At 74.5% G+C, this 17480-nt stretch carries 16 protein-coding genes; 4 read left to right on the forward strand and 12 right to left on the reverse strand.

Annotation, left to right across the window (positions count from 1 at the left end; genetic code table 11):
• Positions 1 to 158 precede the first annotated feature (158 nt).
• The gene (locus KU893_RS14495; RefSeq protein WP_218235070.1) at positions 159 to 497 is read right to left on the reverse strand and encodes a hypothetical protein; all 339 of its coding nucleotides are present in this window, start codon (positions 495 to 497) and stop codon (positions 159 to 161) included.
• Between the two features lie 216 nt (positions 498 to 713).
• Between KU893_RS14495 and KU893_RS14500 the strand changes: the two genes are divergently transcribed.
• On the forward strand, positions 714 to 1154 hold the full coding sequence (locus tag KU893_RS14500; protein ID WP_218235071.1) for a DUF6326 family protein: 441 nt from the start codon (positions 714 to 716) through the stop codon (positions 1152 to 1154).
• Here the strand turns inward: KU893_RS14500 and KU893_RS14505 are convergent.
• Both KU893_RS14505 and KU893_RS14510 read right to left on the reverse strand, forming a co-directional pair.
• On the reverse strand, positions 1144 to 2946 hold the full coding sequence (locus tag KU893_RS14505) for an acyl-CoA dehydrogenase (protein ID WP_218235072.1): 1803 nt from the start codon (positions 2944 to 2946) through the stop codon (positions 1144 to 1146). The two genes, KU893_RS14500 and KU893_RS14505, sit on opposite strands and share 11 nt — an antisense overlap.
• Positions 2947 to 3006: 60 nt before the next feature.
• A complete protein-coding gene (locus KU893_RS14510; protein ID WP_218235073.1) occupies positions 3007 to 3420 on the reverse strand; it encodes a hypothetical protein in 414 nt (137 codons plus the stop codon).
• A 67-nt stretch (positions 3421 to 3487) separates the two neighbouring features.
• Between KU893_RS14510 and KU893_RS14515 the strand changes: the two genes are divergently transcribed.
• Both KU893_RS14515 and KU893_RS14520 read left to right on the forward strand, forming a co-directional pair.
• A complete protein-coding gene (locus KU893_RS14515) occupies positions 3488 to 4399 on the forward strand; it encodes a metallophosphoesterase (RefSeq protein WP_257441261.1) in 912 nt (303 codons plus the stop codon).
• 2 nt (positions 4400 to 4401) lie between these two features.
• On the forward strand, positions 4402 to 5409 hold the full coding sequence (locus tag KU893_RS14520; protein WP_218235128.1) for a 5'-3' exonuclease: 1008 nt from the start codon (positions 4402 to 4404) through the stop codon (positions 5407 to 5409).
• Here the strand turns inward: KU893_RS14520 and KU893_RS14525 are convergent.
• From KU893_RS14525 to KU893_RS14545, 5 genes are all read right to left on the reverse strand, one after another.
• Positions 5391 to 8030 (reverse strand): bifunctional acetate--CoA ligase family protein/GNAT family N-acetyltransferase, encoded by a 2640-nt coding sequence (locus KU893_RS14525; protein ID WP_218235075.1) that lies wholly within the window; start codon positions 8028 to 8030, stop codon positions 5391 to 5393. The genes KU893_RS14520 and KU893_RS14525 overlap by 19 nt on opposite strands.
• A complete protein-coding gene (locus KU893_RS14530; protein WP_218235076.1) occupies positions 8027 to 8479 on the reverse strand; it encodes a pyridoxamine 5'-phosphate oxidase family protein in 453 nt (150 codons plus the stop codon). Before KU893_RS14530 ends, KU893_RS14525 begins: the two co-directional genes overlap by 4 nt.
• A complete protein-coding gene (locus tag KU893_RS14535) occupies positions 8476 to 9003 on the reverse strand; it encodes a CBS domain-containing protein (RefSeq protein ID WP_218235077.1) in 528 nt (175 codons plus the stop codon). Before KU893_RS14535 ends, KU893_RS14530 begins: the two co-directional genes overlap by 4 nt.
• Positions 9004 to 9026: 23 nt before the next feature.
• Positions 9027 to 11744, reverse strand: coding sequence for a pyruvate, phosphate dikinase (ppdK, locus tag KU893_RS14540; RefSeq protein ID WP_218235078.1), 2718 nt, complete (start codon positions 11742 to 11744; stop codon positions 9027 to 9029).
• 61 nt (positions 11745 to 11805) lie between these two features.
• On the reverse strand, positions 11806 to 12051 hold the full coding sequence (locus tag KU893_RS14545) for an SHOCT domain-containing protein (RefSeq protein ID WP_218235079.1): 246 nt from the start codon (positions 12049 to 12051) through the stop codon (positions 11806 to 11808).
• A gap of 162 nt (positions 12052 to 12213) precedes the next feature.
• On the opposite strand from KU893_RS14545, the gene KU893_RS14550 reads away from it, so the two are divergent.
• The gene (locus KU893_RS14550) at positions 12214 to 12633 is read left to right on the forward strand and encodes a hypothetical protein (RefSeq protein ID WP_218235080.1); all 420 of its coding nucleotides are present in this window, start codon (positions 12214 to 12216) and stop codon (positions 12631 to 12633) included.
• On the opposite strand, the gene KU893_RS14555 is transcribed toward KU893_RS14550, so the two are convergent.
• From KU893_RS14555 to arcC, 4 genes are read right to left on the reverse strand one after another with little or no spacing between them, the layout of a single operon-like run.
• On the reverse strand, positions 12578 to 12976 hold the full coding sequence (locus tag KU893_RS14555) for a DUF5655 domain-containing protein (RefSeq protein WP_218235081.1): 399 nt from the start codon (positions 12974 to 12976) through the stop codon (positions 12578 to 12580). The two genes, KU893_RS14550 and KU893_RS14555, sit on opposite strands and share 56 nt — an antisense overlap.
• On the reverse strand, positions 12973 to 13902 hold the full coding sequence (locus tag KU893_RS14560; protein WP_218235082.1) for a universal stress protein: 930 nt from the start codon (positions 13900 to 13902) through the stop codon (positions 12973 to 12975). The genes KU893_RS14555 and KU893_RS14560 overlap by 4 nt, the downstream gene beginning before the upstream one ends.
• Complete coding sequence (locus KU893_RS14565) at positions 13899 to 16532, reverse strand: cation-translocating P-type ATPase (protein ID WP_218235083.1); 2634 nt, start codon at positions 16530 to 16532, stop codon at positions 13899 to 13901. The genes KU893_RS14560 and KU893_RS14565 overlap by 4 nt, the downstream gene beginning before the upstream one ends.
• On the reverse strand, positions 16529 to 17479 hold the full coding sequence (gene arcC / locus KU893_RS14570; RefSeq protein ID WP_218235084.1) for a carbamate kinase: 951 nt from the start codon (positions 17477 to 17479) through the stop codon (positions 16529 to 16531). The genes KU893_RS14565 and arcC overlap by 4 nt, the downstream gene beginning before the upstream one ends.
• Position 17480 lies beyond the last annotated feature (1 nt).

The following is a 17480-nucleotide window of genomic DNA, read 5'->3' on the forward strand; positions in this document are numbered from 1 at the left end:
GCCTCTCCGCCGCATCAGGCAGCCCGTCCGAACGTCCGCCCATTCGCCCCGGTCCCGTTGGAGGACCCGAGCGTCGACGACGCGAACCACCTACGATTCGCGGGGCATGCCGGGCGTCAGGATGCAGAGCGGCCGCGCGTCGAGACGGTCGCGTGTGATCAGCGGCGAACCGCGCTCGTGACCTTCTTCAGGGCGCCCGCGCCGGCGCCCACACCACGAGGGATCAGGCGGTGCGGCTTGCCGTTCGCGAGGTCGACGACGGAGTCGGCGATACCCCAGGTGAGCTTGCCCTCGGACAGCTCGACCAGGGTCTCCAGCGGAAGACCGACGGTCATGTCCTCCAGCTCCTGACGCTCCTTCTCGGTGGCGACCGGAGGGAGCTGGCGCACGATCAGCGCCTTGAACGCGCGGCCGGGCAGGGTCGAGGACAGCTCGAGCACGGTGGACTGACGGGTGAAGGGCCGGGCGGGCTTCGACGGGCTCGGGTCGTTGGTCATGGGGTCTCCTGTCAGGGGGCGGACCGCGGGGCGGCACCGCGCAACGTACCGCGAAGGGCATCGACGTGTCGGCGCATCGGCCGAAAGGACGAGAGCCGGACCCTGCCATCGGCCGAGTCGATCCCGGCCTCCGGGCCGAGGCGGACCACCCCCGAGGACCGCGATCGTGGACCCACCGATCCGCACCACGACTACACCACGACAACGGAGCCCACGATGAGTGCATCTCACCCCGCCGCAACGCTGCACGACCCGCCGATCCCGGTGCGAGCCAAGCTCGCGGTGGCGTGGACGAGCTTCATGTTCCTCTACGCCTACGTGGACATCCTCAACTTCTACACGCCCGGCATCATCGAGGACATCCTCGACGGCAAGGTCTTCGAGTTCGACCTCTCCCAGACCTTCTCGACCACGGCGCTGGCGCTGGTGAGTGTCCCGAACCTGATGATCGTGCTGTCGATGACGCTGCCCGCCCGGGCCAGCCGGATCACGAACCTGGTCGTAGCCGCGCTCTACGTCCCGGTCACCGCGTTCAACCTGCTCGGCGAGTCCTGGGTCCTCTTCTACGGCCTCGGCGTCGTGCTGGAGCTGCTCCTCCTCGGCCTCATCGTCCGGTGGGCATGGACCTGGCCCCGCGACCGGTCGGCTAGAACGTAGCCGGGTCCACCTCGTTGAAGAGCTGGTCCCCGCCCGCGAGCAGGTCGAGCATCGGCCCCACCTTGGGCAGCTCGTGGGTCAGGAAGTACCGGCCGGCGGCCCGTTTGCCGTCGTAGAACGCGCCCTCGCGATCACCCACCGCGACCAGCTGGTCGAGCCAGGTCCAGGCGATCACGACATGGCCGGCGGCCTCGAGGCCGGTCGTGGCGTTGACCAGCGAGGTGCGCGGGTCGCCGGACTCCCACGCCGCGGCCACCGCCGCGGCGAACCGGTCGGCGGCGGCCGCCACCCGGTCGGCGTACGACGCGAGCGCGGCGTCACCGGTCCCCCGGGCCCGCTCGACGGTCTCCCGGACGGCCTCGAGCAGGAGCTGCAGGCCGGACCCCCGGGCCTGGACCAGCTTGCGGCCGAGCAGGTCGAGGGCCTGGATGCCGTGGGTGCCCTCGTGGATCGGGTTGAGCCGGTTGTCACGGTAGAGCTGCTCGACGCCGTACTCGCGGGTGTAGCCGTAGCCGCCGTGGACCTGGATCGCGAGGTCGTTGGCGGCCAGGCACCACTGCGAGGGCCAGCTCTTCACGATCGGGGTGAGTACGTCGAGCAGCGCGCCCGCCCGGGCCCGGGCCTCCGGTGACGGGTGGGTGTGCTGCTCGTCGAGCAGCAGCGCGGCCCGCAGGACCAGCGCGAGCCCGCCCTCGACGTACGACTTCGAGGCCAGCAGCATCCGGCGCACGTCGGCGTGCTCGGCGATCGGGACCTGCGGCGCGGCCGGGTCCTTGCCGGCGAGGGGACGGCCCTGCGCCCGCTCCCGGGCGTAGGAGAGGGCCCGGAGGTAGCCGGTGTAGCCGAGGGCGACGGCGCCCGCACCGACGCCGATCCGCGCCTCGTTCATCATGTGGAACATCACGGCCAGGCCGCGGCCCTCCTCCCCGACCAGCTCGCCGACCGCGCCGGGCGCGCCGCCCGGCAGGTGGCGGCCCTCGCCGAAGTTGAGGACGGTGTTGACCGTGCCGCGGAAGCCCATCTTGTGGTTGAGGCCGGCCAGGGTGACGTCGTTGCGCTCGCCGCGGCCACCGGCGGCGTCGACGACGTACTTCGGCGTCGCGAACAGCGAGAGCCCCTTCACCCCGGGCGGCGCGCCCTCGACGCGGGCGAGGACCAGGTGGACGATGTTCTCCCCCAGCTCGTGGTCGCCGCCCGAGATCCACATCTTGTTGCCGAACAGGCGGAAGCTGCCGTCCGGCTGGCGTACGGCGCGGGTCGCGACGTCGGCGAGCGAGGAGCCGGCCTGCGGCTCGGAGAGGCACATGGTGCCGAACCAGCGGCCGTCGAGCATCGGCGGCACGAAGCGGGCCACCTGCTCGGGCGTCGCGTGCGCGAGCAGCAGGTTGGCGTTGGCCATCGTGAGCATCGGGTAGCCCGAGGTGGCCACGTTGGCCGCCTGGAACCAGGCGAAGCAGGCCTGCTGCACGACGTGCGGCAGCTGGCCGCCGCCGACCGCCTCGTCCATCGCGGCCGACAGCAGCCCGGCCTCGGCGAACGCCCGGACGGCCGCCCCGACCTCGGGCACGATCGTCACGCTCTCGCCGTCGAACTGCGGCTCCTGGGCGTCGCTGAGCGCGTTGTGCGGCGCGAAGTGCTCGGCCGCCAGCTCGGCGGACAGGTCGAGGACCGCGTCGAAGGTGTCGCGGCTGTGCTCGGCGTACCGCTCCCGGGAGCACAACGCCGTGACCTCGAGCCACTCGTGGAGCAGGAACGCGAGGTCACGGCGGGCCAGCAGCAGGTCGGGGCTCATGGCCCCAGCCTGCCGCACCGGGGCGGGCCCGAGGGAGCCGGACGTCGGCGAGGAACCCCGCTAGCCGCGACCCGCCGGTGGCGGCGAGACGAGCGGCATCCCCTCCAGCGGGGCGGCGGCCACGGTCACCACGCCGACCATCCGGGCCGCGGACCCGACCAGCGTCGCGCCGTGGTCGGTGCGCAGCGCCGAGCGCCCGAACTGCACCTCGAGGACGCCGATCCGCAGCCGGCCGCCCTCCCGGACCAACGCCACTTCCCCGCGGCGCGGGCGGCGGTCGGTCGACACCACCAGCTCGGTCCCCGCCGGCCAGCCGCGGGAGGCGAGAGCGTCGTTGCGCAGCCGGATCCGCATGTCCTCGCCGTCGGCCTTCACCTGGGCCGGCCGCTCACGGGGCGCGGGCGGTGGCACCGGTGGGGGCAGTTCGAGCGGCAGGCACTCCTGGGCCGCCGCACCGCCTCGGACCGAACGCATGTTCGAAGCCTAGGCCATGGGTGGCGCGCCGGCCACCTCCGCCGGCCGAGGACCTACGCTCCTGTTCGTGGAGCCCCTCGGCCAGTACCCGGACCCGACCCACGTCGTCGCCCACCTCAGCGACCCGCACCTGCTCGCCGACAGCCTGCAGTACGGCGTCATCGACACCGTCGCCCACCTGGAGCGCGCGCTCGTGCGGCTGCGCCGGCTGCCGACACCGCCGCAGGCGCTGGTGTTCACCGGTGACCTGGCCGACCGGGGCGAGCCGGCGGCGTACGACCGGCTCCGCGAGATCGTCGAGCCGGTGGCCGCGGAGCTCGGGGCCGAGGTGGTGTGGGTGATGGGCAACCACGACGACCGCCGCGCCTACAGCCGCGGCCTGTTCGGCGTCGACAGCGACGCACCGCAGGACCGGGTCCACGAGGTCGCCGGGCTGCGGATCGTCGCCCTCGACACGAGCGTCCCCGGCTGGCACCACGGCGAGCTGTCGGACGACCAGCTGGCCTGGCTCGCCGACGTGCTCGCGACGCCGGCGCCCCACGGCACGCTGCTGGCGCTGCACCACCCGCCGATCCCGGTGCCGATGCTGCGCCTGGCCGAGCTGATCGAGCTGCACGACCAGCCGCGCCTCGCCGAGGTGGTCGCGGGCAGCGACGTCCGCGGGATCCTGGGCGGCCACTTCCACTTCACGTCGTACTCCACGTTCGCGGGCGTCCCGGTGTCGGTGGCCGCCGCGACCTGCTACACCTCCGAGCTCGCGCCCGACCGCCGGCTGCTGTCGGCCGTCGACGCGCACCAGGCGTTCACCCTCCTCCACCTGTACGACGACCGCGTGGTCCACTCGGTCGTCCCGGCGCTCGACGCGGACGAGGTGAGCGGCTACGGCCTGGAGATGCTGGAGCCGTTCCGGGCGCTCTCGCCCGCGGAGCGGTTCGACATGGTGGCCCGCAAGGACTCCCCGCTCAACCAGGGCTCGTGAGCATGCACGCCGTCCCGGACCGTCCCCGCCGGCTGCTGCTCGCCGTCGACGCCCCGTCGCTGCTGCACCGCCACCACCACGCACGCGCCCACACCCGGCATCGCGACCGCGGCGGCCGGCCGGCCTGGGCGCTGCACGGCATGCTGCGCCAGATCATCGAGTCGATCGACCAGTTCGCGCCGGACGCGGTGATCTTCGGGCTCGACGACCGCGTCGCCTCCCACCGCCGCGACATGTACCCCGACTACAAGGCGGGCCGCGCCGAGAAGGACCCCGACCTCGTCGACCAGCTCGACCGAGCCGGGGCGCTGCTCGACGCGCTCGGCCTGGCGACGCTCACCCCGCCGGGGCTCGAGGCCGACGACGTGAACGCCTCGGCGGCGACCTGGGCAGGTGAGAACGGCTGGGACTGCGTGATCATCACCTCCGACCGGGACTCGTTCGCCCACATCAGCGAGCACACCCGGGTGCTGCGGCTGATCAACGGCGGCATCAACGCCTCCCCCTTGCTCACCTCCGCCCACCTCCGGTCCCTGTACGGCGTCCCGGCGGAGCGCTACCTGGAGTTCGCCGCCGTGCGGGGCGATGCCAGCGACAACCTCCCCGGCGTGCCCGGGATCGGCGAGAAGACGGCCGCCTACCTGCTCTCCCACATCGGGTCGATGCGCGAGATCTGGGCCGACATCGAGCACGACGAGGGCCGCTCGGTGGTGGCGGCGCTGGACGCGTGGGCGGAGGAGACCGGCGCCCGCCGTACCGGCGCGACGGTGCTCAAGCGGCTCTCCGCCCCGGGGGCGCGCGAGACCTACGAGTTCAACCTGCGGCTGATGGCCGGGCGCACCGACCTCGACCTGGGCCTGACGCCCGACGTCCCCGGCACCCCCGGCCTGCTCCCCCTCGACATCGCGCGGGTGGAGCGGGTGGTCGGGCACCTCGACATGGAGGCGACCACCGCGCTGGCGCTGCGGGTCCTGACGGGAGACCCGGCCTCTCAGGTCGGGCGCAGCTGACGCGGCAGGTCGAGGGACTCGGCCGCCGCGAGGCGGACCTTCACGTCGACCAGGTGGACGCCGTGCTCGGCGACCATCACCGGGTTCAGGTCGATCTCGGCGACCTCCGGGACGTCGACGGCCAGCTGGCCGAGCGCGGAGGCGACCTGGGCCAGGTCCGCGACGGCGACCGGCGCCGCGCCCCGGAAGCCGTCGAGGAGGGGCCAGGTGCGCAGCCCCCGCAGGGTGCGCAGGAACTCGCCCGGGCTGAACGGCGGCAGCAGGAAGGCCCGGTCCCCGGCGAGGTCGGTCGCCGTTCCTCCGGGCGCGACCATCACCAGCGGCCCCAGCACCGGGTCGCGGACCACGCCGAGCGCGATCTCGACGCCGGTCACCATCGGCTGCACGAGAACTCCGCACGACTGCCCCACCTGGGCGGTGAGACGGTCGACGGCGGCCGTCACCTCGTCCGCGGAGGTCAGCCCGGTCGCCACCAGCCTCCGCTCGGTGCGGTGCACGACCTCGCCGCTCGCGACCTTGACCGCGACCGGGTACCCGAGCCGCGCGGCCAGCGTGGGGACGTCCTGCGGTGCGACGACCTCGCCGACCTGGCGGAGCCCGTAGCGCTCGAGCAGCCGGGCGGCGTCCCCCGGCACCGTCCAGCCGTCGGCACCGGCCTGGGAGAGCAGGTCCCGGGCGTCGCTCCGGGCCGCGCGGGCCCGGACCGGGTCGGACACCGGCGCCGGCTCGGCGGGAGTCCGGCGCCACGCGGCGTAGGTGCTGGCCCGGCCCAGGGCCGCGACGGCCGCCGCGGCGGAGCGCATCGTGGTGACCCCGGCCGGGGTGGCGTCGTCCTCGGCGCCCAGGGCGACCACCAGCAGCGGCCGGTCGGGGCACTGCCGGCGCACGCCGGCCAGCGCGGCGAGCGCGCCGTCGATGTCGTTGGTGTCGGTGGCCACGAGCACGACCAGGAGGGCGTCGACCTCCGCGGAGCGCAGCACCGTGGCGGCGATCGCCGCGACCCGCTCCGCGTCGGCCCCGGCACCGGCGTCGACCGGGTTGGCGGCCCCGGTGGTCTGCGCGACGAGCGCACCCACCTCGGCCTGCAGGCCGGCGGAGAAGGCGGCGACCTCGAGCCCCGCGTCCTCGGCGGCGTCGGCGGCGAGCACCCCCAGTCCGCCGGCGTTGCTGAGCACCGCGACGCGGTGTCCCGCCGGGAGCGGCTCGTGGGTCAGCACCGTCACCGTGTCGGCCACCTCCTCCGCGTCCTGGCAGGCGATGACGCCGGCGTGCGCGAGCAGCGCCCGCACCCCGACCGCCGGGGTGGCCGCGGCGGCCGTGTGCGAGGCGCCGGCGCGCCGGCCCCCGTCCGAGCGCCCGCCGACGACGGCGACGATCGGCTTGCGCAGCGAGAACCGGCGGGCGAAGCGCGCGAACTTGCGGGCGTTGCCGAAGGACTCGAGGTAGAGGGCCGCGCAGGTGACCTCGGGATCGTCGTACCAGGCGGCGAGGAGGTCGTTGCCCGAGACGTCGACCTTGTTGCCGAGGGAGACGAACGTCCGCACGCCGACGCCTGCCTGGTTCAGCAGGTCCATCAGCGCGATGCCCACGCCGCCCGACTGGCTGGCGACGGCCAGGCTGCCGGTCGCGGGCGCCCGGAACCCGAAGGTGGCGTTGAGCCGGACGTCGGGCGCGTTGTCGAGGACGCCGAGGCAGTTGGGGCCGATCACCCTGATCCCGTGGCGGCGGGCGAACCGGCCCAGCTCGCGCTGCCGACGCGCCCCGTCGGCTCCCATCTCGCCGAAGCCCGAGGAGATCACGACCGCGCCCCGGGCTCCCCCGGCGGCGGCGTCCTCCAGCGCGTCCAGCACCCCAGCGACCGGGACCGCGATGACCGCGAGGTCGACCGGCGGTCCCTCCGCCAAGGACCCGCGGGCCGGCACCCCACCGACCTCGTCCGCGCGGGGGTGGATCACCACGACGTCGCCCCCGAAGCCGTCGCGGCGTACGGCGGCCAGGACCGCCGCGCCGATGCCGGTCCCGTCCCGCCGGGCGCCGTAGATCGCGACCGAGCGGGGCGCCAGCACCGGGGCGAGCGAGCGAGCCTCCGACGCGAACTCGCGCAGGTCCGCCGCCTCCTGGACGCTCGGCGTGACGGCGGTGTCCATGGCCAGCTCGCACTCGCCGTGCGCGCTGGCCCGGGTGACCGCGAACCCCGCAGCAGCGAAGACGTCGAGCATCCGGTGGTTCTCGGCGAGCACCAGGGCGGTGAACCGTCGGACCCCGCGATCGCGGGCCTGCGCTGCGAGGTGCTCGAGGAGCAGGGTGCCGAGGCCGTGGCCGGCGAGCTCGTCCGCGACCAGGAACGCGACCTCGCAGGTCGTCTCGTCGACGGGCTCCGCCGTGGCGAGAGCGACCAGCCGGTCGCCGATCAGTGCGACGAGCGCGATCGTCTCCGTGGAGTCGAGCACCCGGTCGACGTACATCCTGGCCGCGCGGCGCCCGCTGCTGAAGAAGCGCAGCCGCAGCGCGTCCGCCGAGGCGCTCTCGTGCAGGGTGTGCAGGCCCGGGCCGTCGCGGCGCTCGAGCGGCCGGATCTCCGCCAGCCCGCCGTCGCGCAGCAGGACCTCCGCCGTCGTCATCGGCCGACCCTGCTCACCGGCAGCCCGTCGGTCAGGTCCCAGCCCGACCCGGTCCGGCGTCCGGTCAGCTCCTCCCAGCGCAGCTGGATCCACACCTCGTCCTCGCGCCGCACCCAGCGCGGCGGGCCGGGCGTGCGCCGTTCCTCCGGGGTGCGCTCGCCGTCGGGCACCCGCTCGCCGCGGCCGCGCGCGACCACCGACCAGCCGTGGGCGCGTTCGTGGTCGACGTGGTCGACCTCGAGCAGCAGCGGCACGCCGTCGGCGTGGCGGTCCAGCAGCGATCCCGGAGAGGTGCGCACCCACACCGCGTCGCCGTGGGTGGTGTAGTTGACGGGCACGATCTCCGCGCGGCCGTCCGCGACCAGCACGAGACGTCCGAACACCCCCGAGCGCAGCAGTCGCTCGCAGTCGTCGACCTCGATCTCCTCGAGATGCTTCACGGTGCTCACCCGGCCCGGACCGCCACCACGCCGGGCGTGGCGACGACGGCGTCGAGGACGGCGGCCAGGTGGGCGTCGTCGGCCGGGCCCAGACCCGTGAGCTGCACGATCCCGTTGCGGACCTGCACCCGACATCCCGAGACCCGGGCGCGGGCGAGGACGTCGGCGACCTCCTGCTCGAGGGTCTCGTCGTCGTGCGCGAAGGCACGGAGCAGGTCGCTGCGGCTGACCATGCCGACCACCTGGTCGGCCGCGTCGACCACGGGCATGCTCTTCACCGCGGTCCGGGTGAAGACGTCGCGGAGCTCGGCGATGTCGGTCTCGGGGTGCACCAGCGCCACCACCTTGCTCATCGCCGTCCCGACGGGGTCCGTCAGGCAGGCACGGGCGAGGATGTCGGCCTCGCTGATCACCCCCACGATGCGCGCCCGGTCGTCGACGACGGGCAGCGCCGTGACGGCGTGCCGGGCGAGCAGCCGCGCGGCGGCCCCCAGCGGCAGGTCGGTCCGCACCGTGACCGGCCGCGGGCTCATGATGTCCTCCACCAGCACCGGACTCACCCCGCCGTCGCCGGGATCGGGGCGGCGAGCTCGTCGAACCGGTCCGCGGGGCAGCCCTCGGCCAGCACCGCGGCACGACCGGCCTCCAGCCGGGCCACGGGCACCCGGAACGGCGAGCACGACAGGTAGCTCACGCCGAGCCCAGCCAGGAACCCGATCGAGGCGGGGTCACCGGCGTGCTCGCCGCACACGCCGACCGGGATCCCCGGTCGGCTCGCGCGAGCCTCGTCGACCGCGAGGCCGACCAGGCGTCCCACCCCCTCCTCGTCGATCGTGGTGAACGGCGAGGACCGGAGCACGCCGTCGTCGAGGTAGCGCGGGAGGAACGAGCGTTCCGCGTCGTCGCGGGACAGGCCCCAGGTCAGCTGCGTGAGGTCGTTGGTGCCGAAGGAGAGGAAGTCGGCCCGCTGCGCCAGCGGGCCCGCGGTGACCGCCGCCCGGGGCGTCTCGACCATCGTGCCGAGCCGGTACGGCACCCGGCCGCGGCGGGCTGCGACGTCGTCGGCGGCCTGCGCGACCGACCGGGCGACGACGGCCAGCTCCTGCGCCGAGCTCACCAGCGGGACCATGAGCTCGAGGTCGCACGGGCAGCCGCGGTCGCGGAGGTCGGCGGCCGCCTCGAACGCGGCCGAGGCCTGGGCGACCACCAGCTCGGGGCGCAGGATCGAGAGCCGCACGCCGCGCAGCCCTGTCATCGGGTTCTCCTCGTGGTGGCGTCGTACGGCGGCCAGCCGGTCCTCGAGGGCCTGGTTCGGGTTGCCCCGCACCTGCGCGGTCGCGGCGCAGACCGCCAGCTCCGTCAGGTCGGGCAGGAACTCGTGGAACGGAGCGTCGAGCAGGCGGATCGTCACCGGACGACCTCCTGCCGCGGCGAGCAGGACGGCGAAGCTCTCGCGCTGGAGGGCGTGCAGCTCGCGCAGTGCGTCCTCGCGCTCGGCGTCGCTGCCGATGAGCACCCTCTCGACGTAGGTCCTGCGATCCCCCAGGAACATGTGCTCGGTCCGGACCAGGCCGACCCCCTCGGCACCGAACCGGACGGCGCGCTCGACGTCGTGCCCGGTCTCGGCGTTGGCCCGCACCCCGACCCGGCGGGTCCGGTCGGCGTGCGCCAGCAGGCGGGCGACAGCGGAGACCAGCGGGGACTCGACGTTCTCCCCCTCGAGCCAGCGGGTCACCTCGGCGGGGACGGTGCGGTGGTGGCCGCAGTAGACCCGACCGGTGCCGCCGTCGACCGACACCACGTCGCCCTCCGCGAACACGGGTCGACCGGCGAGGGTGACCTGGCGGGTCGTCAGGTCAATCTCGAGGCCCTCGATGCCGCACACGGCCGGAAGTCCCATGCCCCGGGCCACGACGGCAGCATGCGAGGTCCGCCCGCCGCGGGCCGTCACCACGGCCCGCGCGGCGACCATGCCGGGCAGGTCGTCGGCCCTGGTCTCGGGCCGCACCAGCACGACGTCCTCGCCCCGCGCCGCCATGGCGACGGCGGTGGCATTGTCGAGGACGACGCGGCCCGCGGCCGCGCCCGGCGACGCGGCGAGCCCCGCCGCAGCCGGCGGGCCGGCCGACCCGGCGTCGAGCTGGGGGAACATCAGCTGCGTGAGCTGCTCACCGCTGACGCGCACCAGTGCCTCGTCCTCGGTGATCATCCCCTCCTCGACCAGGTCGGCCGCGATCCGGAAGGCCGCGGCGGGGCTCCGTTTGCCGACCCTGGTCTGCAAGATCCAGAGCCGGCCGTCCTCGACGGTGAACTCGATGTCGCACAGGTCGCGGTAGTGGCGCTCCAGCGTGCCCATGATCGCGCGGAGCTGGTGGTACGTCGGCCGGTCGAGCTCGCGCAGCCGCGCCATCGGCACGGCGGTGCGGGTGCCGGAGACGACGTCCTCGCCCTGCGCGTCGGGCAGGTACTCGCCGTAGTCGCCGAGGTCGCCGGTCGCCGGGTCGCGGGTGAAGGCGACGCCGCTCCCCGAGGCGGCGCCGCGGTTCCCGAACACCATCGCCTGGACGTTGACGGCGGTCCCGAGATGGTCGGGGATGCCGAACCTGCTGCGGTACAGGCGGGCGCGCTCGCCGTGCCAGGAGGCGAACACGGCGTCGATGGCGAGGTCGAGCTGCTCACGGGGGTCCTGGGGAAGGGACCGCCCCGCCACCTCCCGGCACAGCGCGTCGCCCCGCTCGACCAGGTCGCGGAGCCCGTCGGCCCCGACCCCGGCGAGGTCCTCCGCACCGTGTTCGGCGACCACGGCGGCCACCAGCTCCCCGAAGCGCTCGGCCGGGACACCGAGGACGGTCTCCCCGAACATCTGCACGAGCCGTCGGTAGCAGTCCCAGGCGAAGCGGTCGTCGCCGGTCACGCGAGCGAGCGCGGCGACGGTCTCGTCGTTCAGGCCGATGTCGAGGACGGTGTCCATCATGCCGGGCATCGAGCTGGCCGCACCGGAGCGCACGGAGACGAGCAGGGGCTGCTCGCCGTCACCGAGGCGCCGTCCGGTCTCCTCCTCGAGCAGGGCCAGGTGGTGCTCGATGTCGCCGGTCAGCCCCGCGGGCCGGGTGCCGTGCTCGAACACGTGTCGGCAGGCAGCCGTGGTGATGGTGAACCCCGGCGGGACCGGCAGGCCGAGCTGCACCATCCGGGCGAGCTCGGCGCCCTTGCCTCCCAGCTGGTCACGGTCGGGGGTGCCCGGGGCGCTGAAGGAGTGCACGAAGCTGGTCACGCCAGGATCCTCGCCGGAGCGGACGGCGCGGTGCAGGGTCCAAGGTCCTGAGGGAGCGAGGTCATCGGGACCGCACCTCGGAACGGCGGTCCTCGATGGCCTGCCACAGGCGCGCGTACTCCTCGACGTCGATCTCGCCGCGCGCGAGGCGCTCGTCGACGATGTCCAGCGGGTCGGACGAGGTCTGGTCACGACCGAGCCACCGGGCGCCGACGTAGACCCCGACACCCACCAGGGCCCAGAACAGCACCATCACCAGCACCATGCCGGGCCAGCCCAGGTAGTAGCGGTCGTCGTCCCACATCATCGTCGTGCTCCCTCGCGTCGTGGACGTCCTGACCTGCTGAGCGTCCCGCTCCCGGCCGCGTCCGGGCAGGGGCGAAGCACCCGCGGCGCCGGGACCAAGTGCCTGCGCGCCGAGACACTCGGGCCCTGCCCCGCACGCCGCAGCCCTCCTAGCGTCGTGGCCATGCACCGACCCGCACCCAGCGCGCGCACCGCCCCCGGCAACCTCGGTCGGAGGCTGGTGGGCGGCTTCTTCGTGATGACCGGCGGCGTCCACCTCGGCATCGTGGCGGCGGACCCGGAGTTCTACCGGCCGTTCGCCGACGACGCGCTGTTCCCGTTCGTCCGCGACGCCTGGGCCGAGGTCGTGATGGCTCGCCCCGAGCTCTACGGGCTGCTGTTGATGGCCGGGGAGATCGGCCTCGGGGCAGCCCTGCTCGCCGGCGGGCGCGCGGCCCGCGTCGGCTGGGTGGGCGTGATCGTCTTCCACCTGCTGCTGGTGCTGTTCGGGTGGGGATTCCTGTTCTGGGTGGTCCCCGCCCTCGCCGTCATCGTGCCGCTCGCGGTGCGGGACCTGCGCCGGCCTCGGCGCGGGCCAGCCTGATCCAGGAGCGCACCTCGTCGTCGACCTCGTCGGGGTCGCGGAGCTCAAGGTGGTGCATCCAGGTGCGCGCAGCGACCTGGACGACCTGCTTGAAGCGGGGCGAGTCGAGCCGTTCGCGCAGCGGCAGGGAGAGCACCAGCGGCACGTCGGAGCGCAGGTACCGACCGGGGCGCCACACCAGGGCGAAGGTGCGCCCGCGTCGACCGGAGAGTCGATAGGCGATCTGGGAGCGACTGACCTTGGTCTCGACGCCGTCCGCCGCCATGACCTCGGCGACCACACGCTCGTGGATCCGGGAGGCGAGCGGGTCTCCCGCGAAGAAGGCCTCCGCGGCACCGGTCATCGCAGGAGGGTGCCGGCGCGCTCGAGCTCGAGGTCGAGAGGCGGGAGCTCGGCGTCCGTCGCGGGCACCACCAGCACGGGGCAGTCCGCCGTGTGGAGCAGCGGGCGGAGCACGCGGCCGAGATGGGGCCCGACGGCCGGCGAGTCGGCGCGCAGCAGGACGACGAGGTCGGCGGCCGCGGTCTCCTGGAGCAGGTCGGCCCGCGGGTCCGCGACATGCACCTCGACGCTCACGGTGACCGACGGGTAGGCGCGTCGCCAGGGCTGGACCAGCTCGTCGATGGTCGCGGCCGCCCGGTCGACGAGCAGCTCCTGAGGCGTCCACCCGTCGGGGCGGCGGCCCTCGACGCGGTCGTCGGGAACCCAGGCGTGGACGATCCGCAGCACGGCGCCGGACTGCTCCGCCCGGCGGAAGGCGGTGCCGACCAGCTCGGTGCTGTGCTCGGGGCCCTTCAGGGCGACCACGACCCGGTGCCGGGACGGGCGATCGTCCCGCCAGCCGTCGGGCACGACGACGACCTGCGCGCGCGTGTGCGCCGCGACGTCCTCCGTCGTGGCGCCCCCGAGGAACCGCTGGAGCCCGCTGCGGTGCTCGCGTCCGAGGACGACCAGGCGGGCGTCGGCGGCCGCGTCCAGCAGCACCGCGGCGGGACCGCCGTGGCGGATGACGACCTCGACCTCGACGCCGTCGGCCGACCGGGCCGCCTCGGAGCGCAGGGTCGCCTCCACCTGCTGCCGCTCGGCGTCCAGCTCCTCGGCGAGGACCGGCAGGTCGACGAACGGGGAGGTGTGCAACACCATGGCGTGCACGATCCGGAGTGGTGCTCCGCTGCGCCGGGCCTCGGCGATCGCGAAGCTCAGGGCACCGCTGCTGGCCTCGGTGCCGTCGTGCCCGACGACAACCGGGCGCGGCTGGGTGGTGGTCATGGTTCCTCCTCGGGGTCGCTCCGAGCCTCGCGGGGTGTCCGGGCGACGGGCAGGGTCGCCGCGCCCGTGCCTGCGGGGACCTTGGTCCTGCGCAGTGACTTGGCGAGGCCGTCGACGAGGAGCAGGATCCCGGCGGCTGCCAGGACCAGCAGCCAGCCTCGGGCGTCGGGGAAGCTGCCGCCCAGCAGCTCCGCGACGTCGGGCACGCCGAGGAAGACCAGGAGCAGGACGACCTCGGCGGCGACGGCGGCAAGGACCAGCCGGTTGCCGAGCAGGTCGAGGCGCCAGACCGGCAGGCGGGTGCTGCGGCAGGCGAACGCGTTGGCGACCTGGGTGCCGGCGATGACGGCGAACGCCGTGCCGGAGGCCAGCGCGAGGGTCGCCGACGACGGCGTGTCGCCCCACCGCCAGCCGTGCGTGAGCAGGACCGCGGTGAACGCCGCGAGGGCGAGCACCGCCTCGGTGAGTCCGAGCACGAGGAAGGCTCGGACCGCGAGGGCCCGGTCGATGAGCGTGCGCCGCCGCCGTCCCCGCATCACGTCGGCCCGCCCCGGCTCGGCGCCGAGGGCGAGCGCCGGCAGTATGTCGGTGCCGATGTCGAGGGCCAGCACCTGGAGCACGCTGATCGCGAGGGGGAAGTTGCCACCGCTGAGGGCCCAGGCGGCGAAGGGCGCCAGCTCGGCCACGTTGTCGGTGAGGTGGAAGGTGAGGAACCGGCGCACGTTCTGGGTCGTCGCCCGGCCGAGCTCGACCGCGGTCACGATCGTCGCGAAGTGGTCGTCGAGGAGCACCAGGTCGGCCGCCTCGCGCGCGACGTCGCTACCGCTGGCTCCCATCGCGACCCCGACGTCCGCCATCCGCAGGGCCGGCGCGTCGTTCACGCCGTCACCCGTCATCGCGACCACGTGTCCGTGTCCACGCAGCGCGCGAGCGATCCGCAGCTTGTCCGCGGGCGCGACCCGAGCCACGACCGCTCCTTGCTCGCAGTCGAGCAGGTCCGCCAGCGCGTGGTCGTCGTCGGGCAGGTCGCGCCCCTCGACGACCACTCCCCCCTCGTGCAGCAGGCCGACCTGGCGGGCGATGGCCTGGGCCGTGCTGGGGTGGTCGCCGGTGAGCATGGCGACCCGGATGCCCGCGCGGCGGCACTGGCCGAGCGCTTTGCCGACGTCGGGTCGCGGCGGGTCCTGGAGCCCGAGGAGGCCGTGCAGCTCCAGGTCGTGCTCGTTGGTCTCGTTCGTCGCCTCGTCGGCGGCCCGACCGGCGACCGCGAGCACGCGCAGGCCCGCCGAGGTGAGGTCCGCGAGCGCCGTGCGGATCGCGTCGGGCACGGCACGGCACCGGCCGAGCACGGCCTCGGGCGCCCCGAGGACGGCGACCTGCCCGTCGTACCACGCCGAGCTCAGCATCCGCTCGGCCGTGTAGGGACGCCGGACGACCACGTCCTCGACCGGCGCCCCGACCCGCAGGGCGAGGGCGTGCAGTGCGGCCTCCATCGGGTCACCGACGGCCGCCCAGGTCCCGTCCCGCTCCCGGATGCGCCCGGTCACGCAGCGCAGACCGGACAGCGCCGCCTGCCGCAGGTCGGCAGGGTCACCCGTCCCGGTGACCCTGCCCGTCGGCGCGTAGCCGTCGCCCGCGATGTCGTGGCGCCCGGACGGGGTGACGACCGTGACGACGTTCATCCGGTTCTGGGTGATCGTGCCGGTCTTGTCCGTGCAGATGAAGGTCGTCGCCCCCAGCGTCTCGACCGCGTCGAGTCGCCGGACGAGCGCGTGCTCGCTCGCCATGCGCTGGGCACCGCGGGCCAGCGACAGCGTGACGGTCGGGAGCAGGCCCTCGGGAACCAGTGCCACGGAGACGCCGACGCCGAAGAGGAACGCCTCGGTCGCGTCGAGCCCGAGCGCCAGCGAACCGACCCCGAGACCGATGCCCACCGTGAACGCGACCACCGCGATCACCCGGACGACCTTCCGCAGCTGCACGGTGAGCGGACTCGGCGGGCGTTCGGCGCCCTCCGAGAGCCGGGAGATCCCGGCGAGCGTCGTCGCCCGCCCGACGGCCACCACCCGGGCCCGCGCGGTGCCCTGGGTGAGGAAGGTCCCGGACATGAGCAGGTCACCGACATCGTGCGGCACGGCGGCGCTCTCGCCCGTCAGCATCGACTCGTCGAGGGCGAGCCCCTTCGCGGTGATCACCTGCAGATCCGCGCCCACCCGGTCACCGGCGTCGAGCAGCACGACGTCGTCGACGACGAGATCGGTCACGTCGACCTCGGCCAGGCGCCCCGCTCGCATCACTCGTGCCCGAACAGGCAGCAGCGCGCGCAGTCGCTCGGTGGAGCGGTCGGCGTGGAACTCCTGCCAGAACGCGAACAGCGCGTTGAGCACGACGATGACCGAGATGGCGGCGCCCAGCTCGGGCATGCCGGCGATCACCGCGAGGCCCGCCGCGACCCACAGCAGCACCGCGAGCAGGTGCGTCATCTGGTCGACGAGCAGCCGCCACGCAGGCCTGCGGCGCGCCGGAGGCACCACGTTGGCGCCGTGGGCACGGCGGCTCTCCTCGACCTGCTGCTCGTCCAGACCACCCGCGAGCGCCCCGGCAGGGGCCGCAGGCGACGCGTCGGTCACGGCGACACGCCCGGCGAGGACACCGGGCCGTCGTAGCGACCCGACGGGGTGACCACGGTGCCGGAGGTGCCCGCGAGGATCGCCTCGGCGTCGTCGAGTGCGCCGATGGCCGCCATCCCACCGGTGAGCTCGACGAACCGACACACCGCGTCGACCTTGGGCCCCATCGAGCCTGCCGGGAAGTCCAGCTGGCGCAGGCCGGCCGGCGTCTCGCGATGGATGGCCGCCTGGTCCGGGGTGCCGAAGCCCCGCATCACGGCGGGCACGTCGGTGAGGACCAGCAGCGCGTCGGCGTCCAGCGCCTCGGCCAGCACCGCGCTGGCCAGGTCCTTGTCGACCACGGCCTCGACGCCGCTGAGCTCGCCCAGCTCGTCGCGCACCACCGGGACGCCTCCCCCGCCGGCACACACGACGACGGCACCGAGGCGCAGCAGCGCGCGGATCAGCGGCGTCTCCACGACCCGCTCGGGCCGGGGCGACCCGACGACACGACGCCAGCCGCTGCCGTCGCGAGACACCGTCCAGCCGCGCTCGGCCGCCAGGCGGTGCGCCTCGGCCTCGGGGTACACCTCCCCGACGAACTTGGTCGGCCGGTCGAAGGCCGGGTCGGCGGCGGAGACCAGGGTCTGGTTGACGATCGCCGCGACCTGCCGTCCGGGGAGCCGGTTCTGGAGCGCCTGGAGCAGCCAGTAGCCGATCATCCCCTGAGTCTGCGCCCCGAGCACGTCGAACGGGTACGGCGTGGTCAGTCGCGGGTCGGACGCGCTCTGCAGGGCCAGCACCCCGACCTGGGGACCGTTGCCGTGGGTGATGACGAGCTCGTGGTGCGCGGCCAGCGGGGCCAGGGCGGCCACCGCCCGTCGTACGTTGGCCTCCTGCACGTCGGCGTCCGGCCGCTCACCCCTCGCCAGCAGCGCGTTGCCCCCGAGGGCGACCACGATGCGCACC

Source organism: Nocardioides daeguensis (genome assembly GCF_019192965.1).
Taxonomy (GTDB): domain Bacteria; phylum Actinomycetota; class Actinomycetes; order Propionibacteriales; family Nocardioidaceae; genus Nocardioides; species Nocardioides daeguensis.

Excerpts from the sequence above, each read along its gene's own strand:
- KU893_RS14495 (WP_218235070.1), bottom strand. The coding sequence starts at position 497 with ATGACCAACGACCCGAGCCCGTCGAAGCCCGCCCGGCCCTTCACCCGT.
- KU893_RS14500 (WP_218235071.1), top strand. The coding sequence starts at position 714 with ATGAGTGCATCTCACCCCGCCGCAACGCTGCACGACCCGCCGATCCCG.
- KU893_RS14505 (WP_218235072.1), bottom strand. The coding sequence starts at position 2,946 with ATGAGCCCCGACCTGCTGCTGGCCCGCCGTGACCTCGCGTTCCTGCTC.
- KU893_RS14510 (WP_218235073.1), bottom strand. The coding sequence starts at position 3,420 with ATGCGTTCGGTCCGAGGCGGTGCGGCGGCCCAGGAGTGCCTGCCGCTC.
- KU893_RS14520 (WP_218235128.1), top strand. The coding sequence starts at position 4,402 with ATGCACGCCGTCCCGGACCGTCCCCGCCGGCTGCTGCTCGCCGTCGAC.
- KU893_RS14525 (WP_218235075.1), bottom strand. The coding sequence starts at position 8,030 with ATGACGACGGCGGAGGTCCTGCTGCGCGACGGCGGGCTGGCGGAGATC.
- KU893_RS14535 (WP_218235077.1), bottom strand. The coding sequence starts at position 9,003 with ATGAGCCCGCGGCCGGTCACGGTGCGGACCGACCTGCCGCTGGGGGCC.
- KU893_RS14545 (WP_218235079.1), bottom strand. The coding sequence starts at position 12,051 with ATGATGTGGGACGACGACCGCTACTACCTGGGCTGGCCCGGCATGGTG.
- KU893_RS14550 (WP_218235080.1), top strand. The coding sequence starts at position 12,214 with ATGCACCGACCCGCACCCAGCGCGCGCACCGCCCCCGGCAACCTCGGT.
- KU893_RS14555 (WP_218235081.1), bottom strand. The coding sequence starts at position 12,976 with ATGACCGGTGCCGCGGAGGCCTTCTTCGCGGGAGACCCGCTCGCCTCC.
- KU893_RS14560 (WP_218235082.1), bottom strand. The coding sequence starts at position 13,902 with ATGACCACCACCCAGCCGCGCCCGGTTGTCGTCGGGCACGACGGCACC.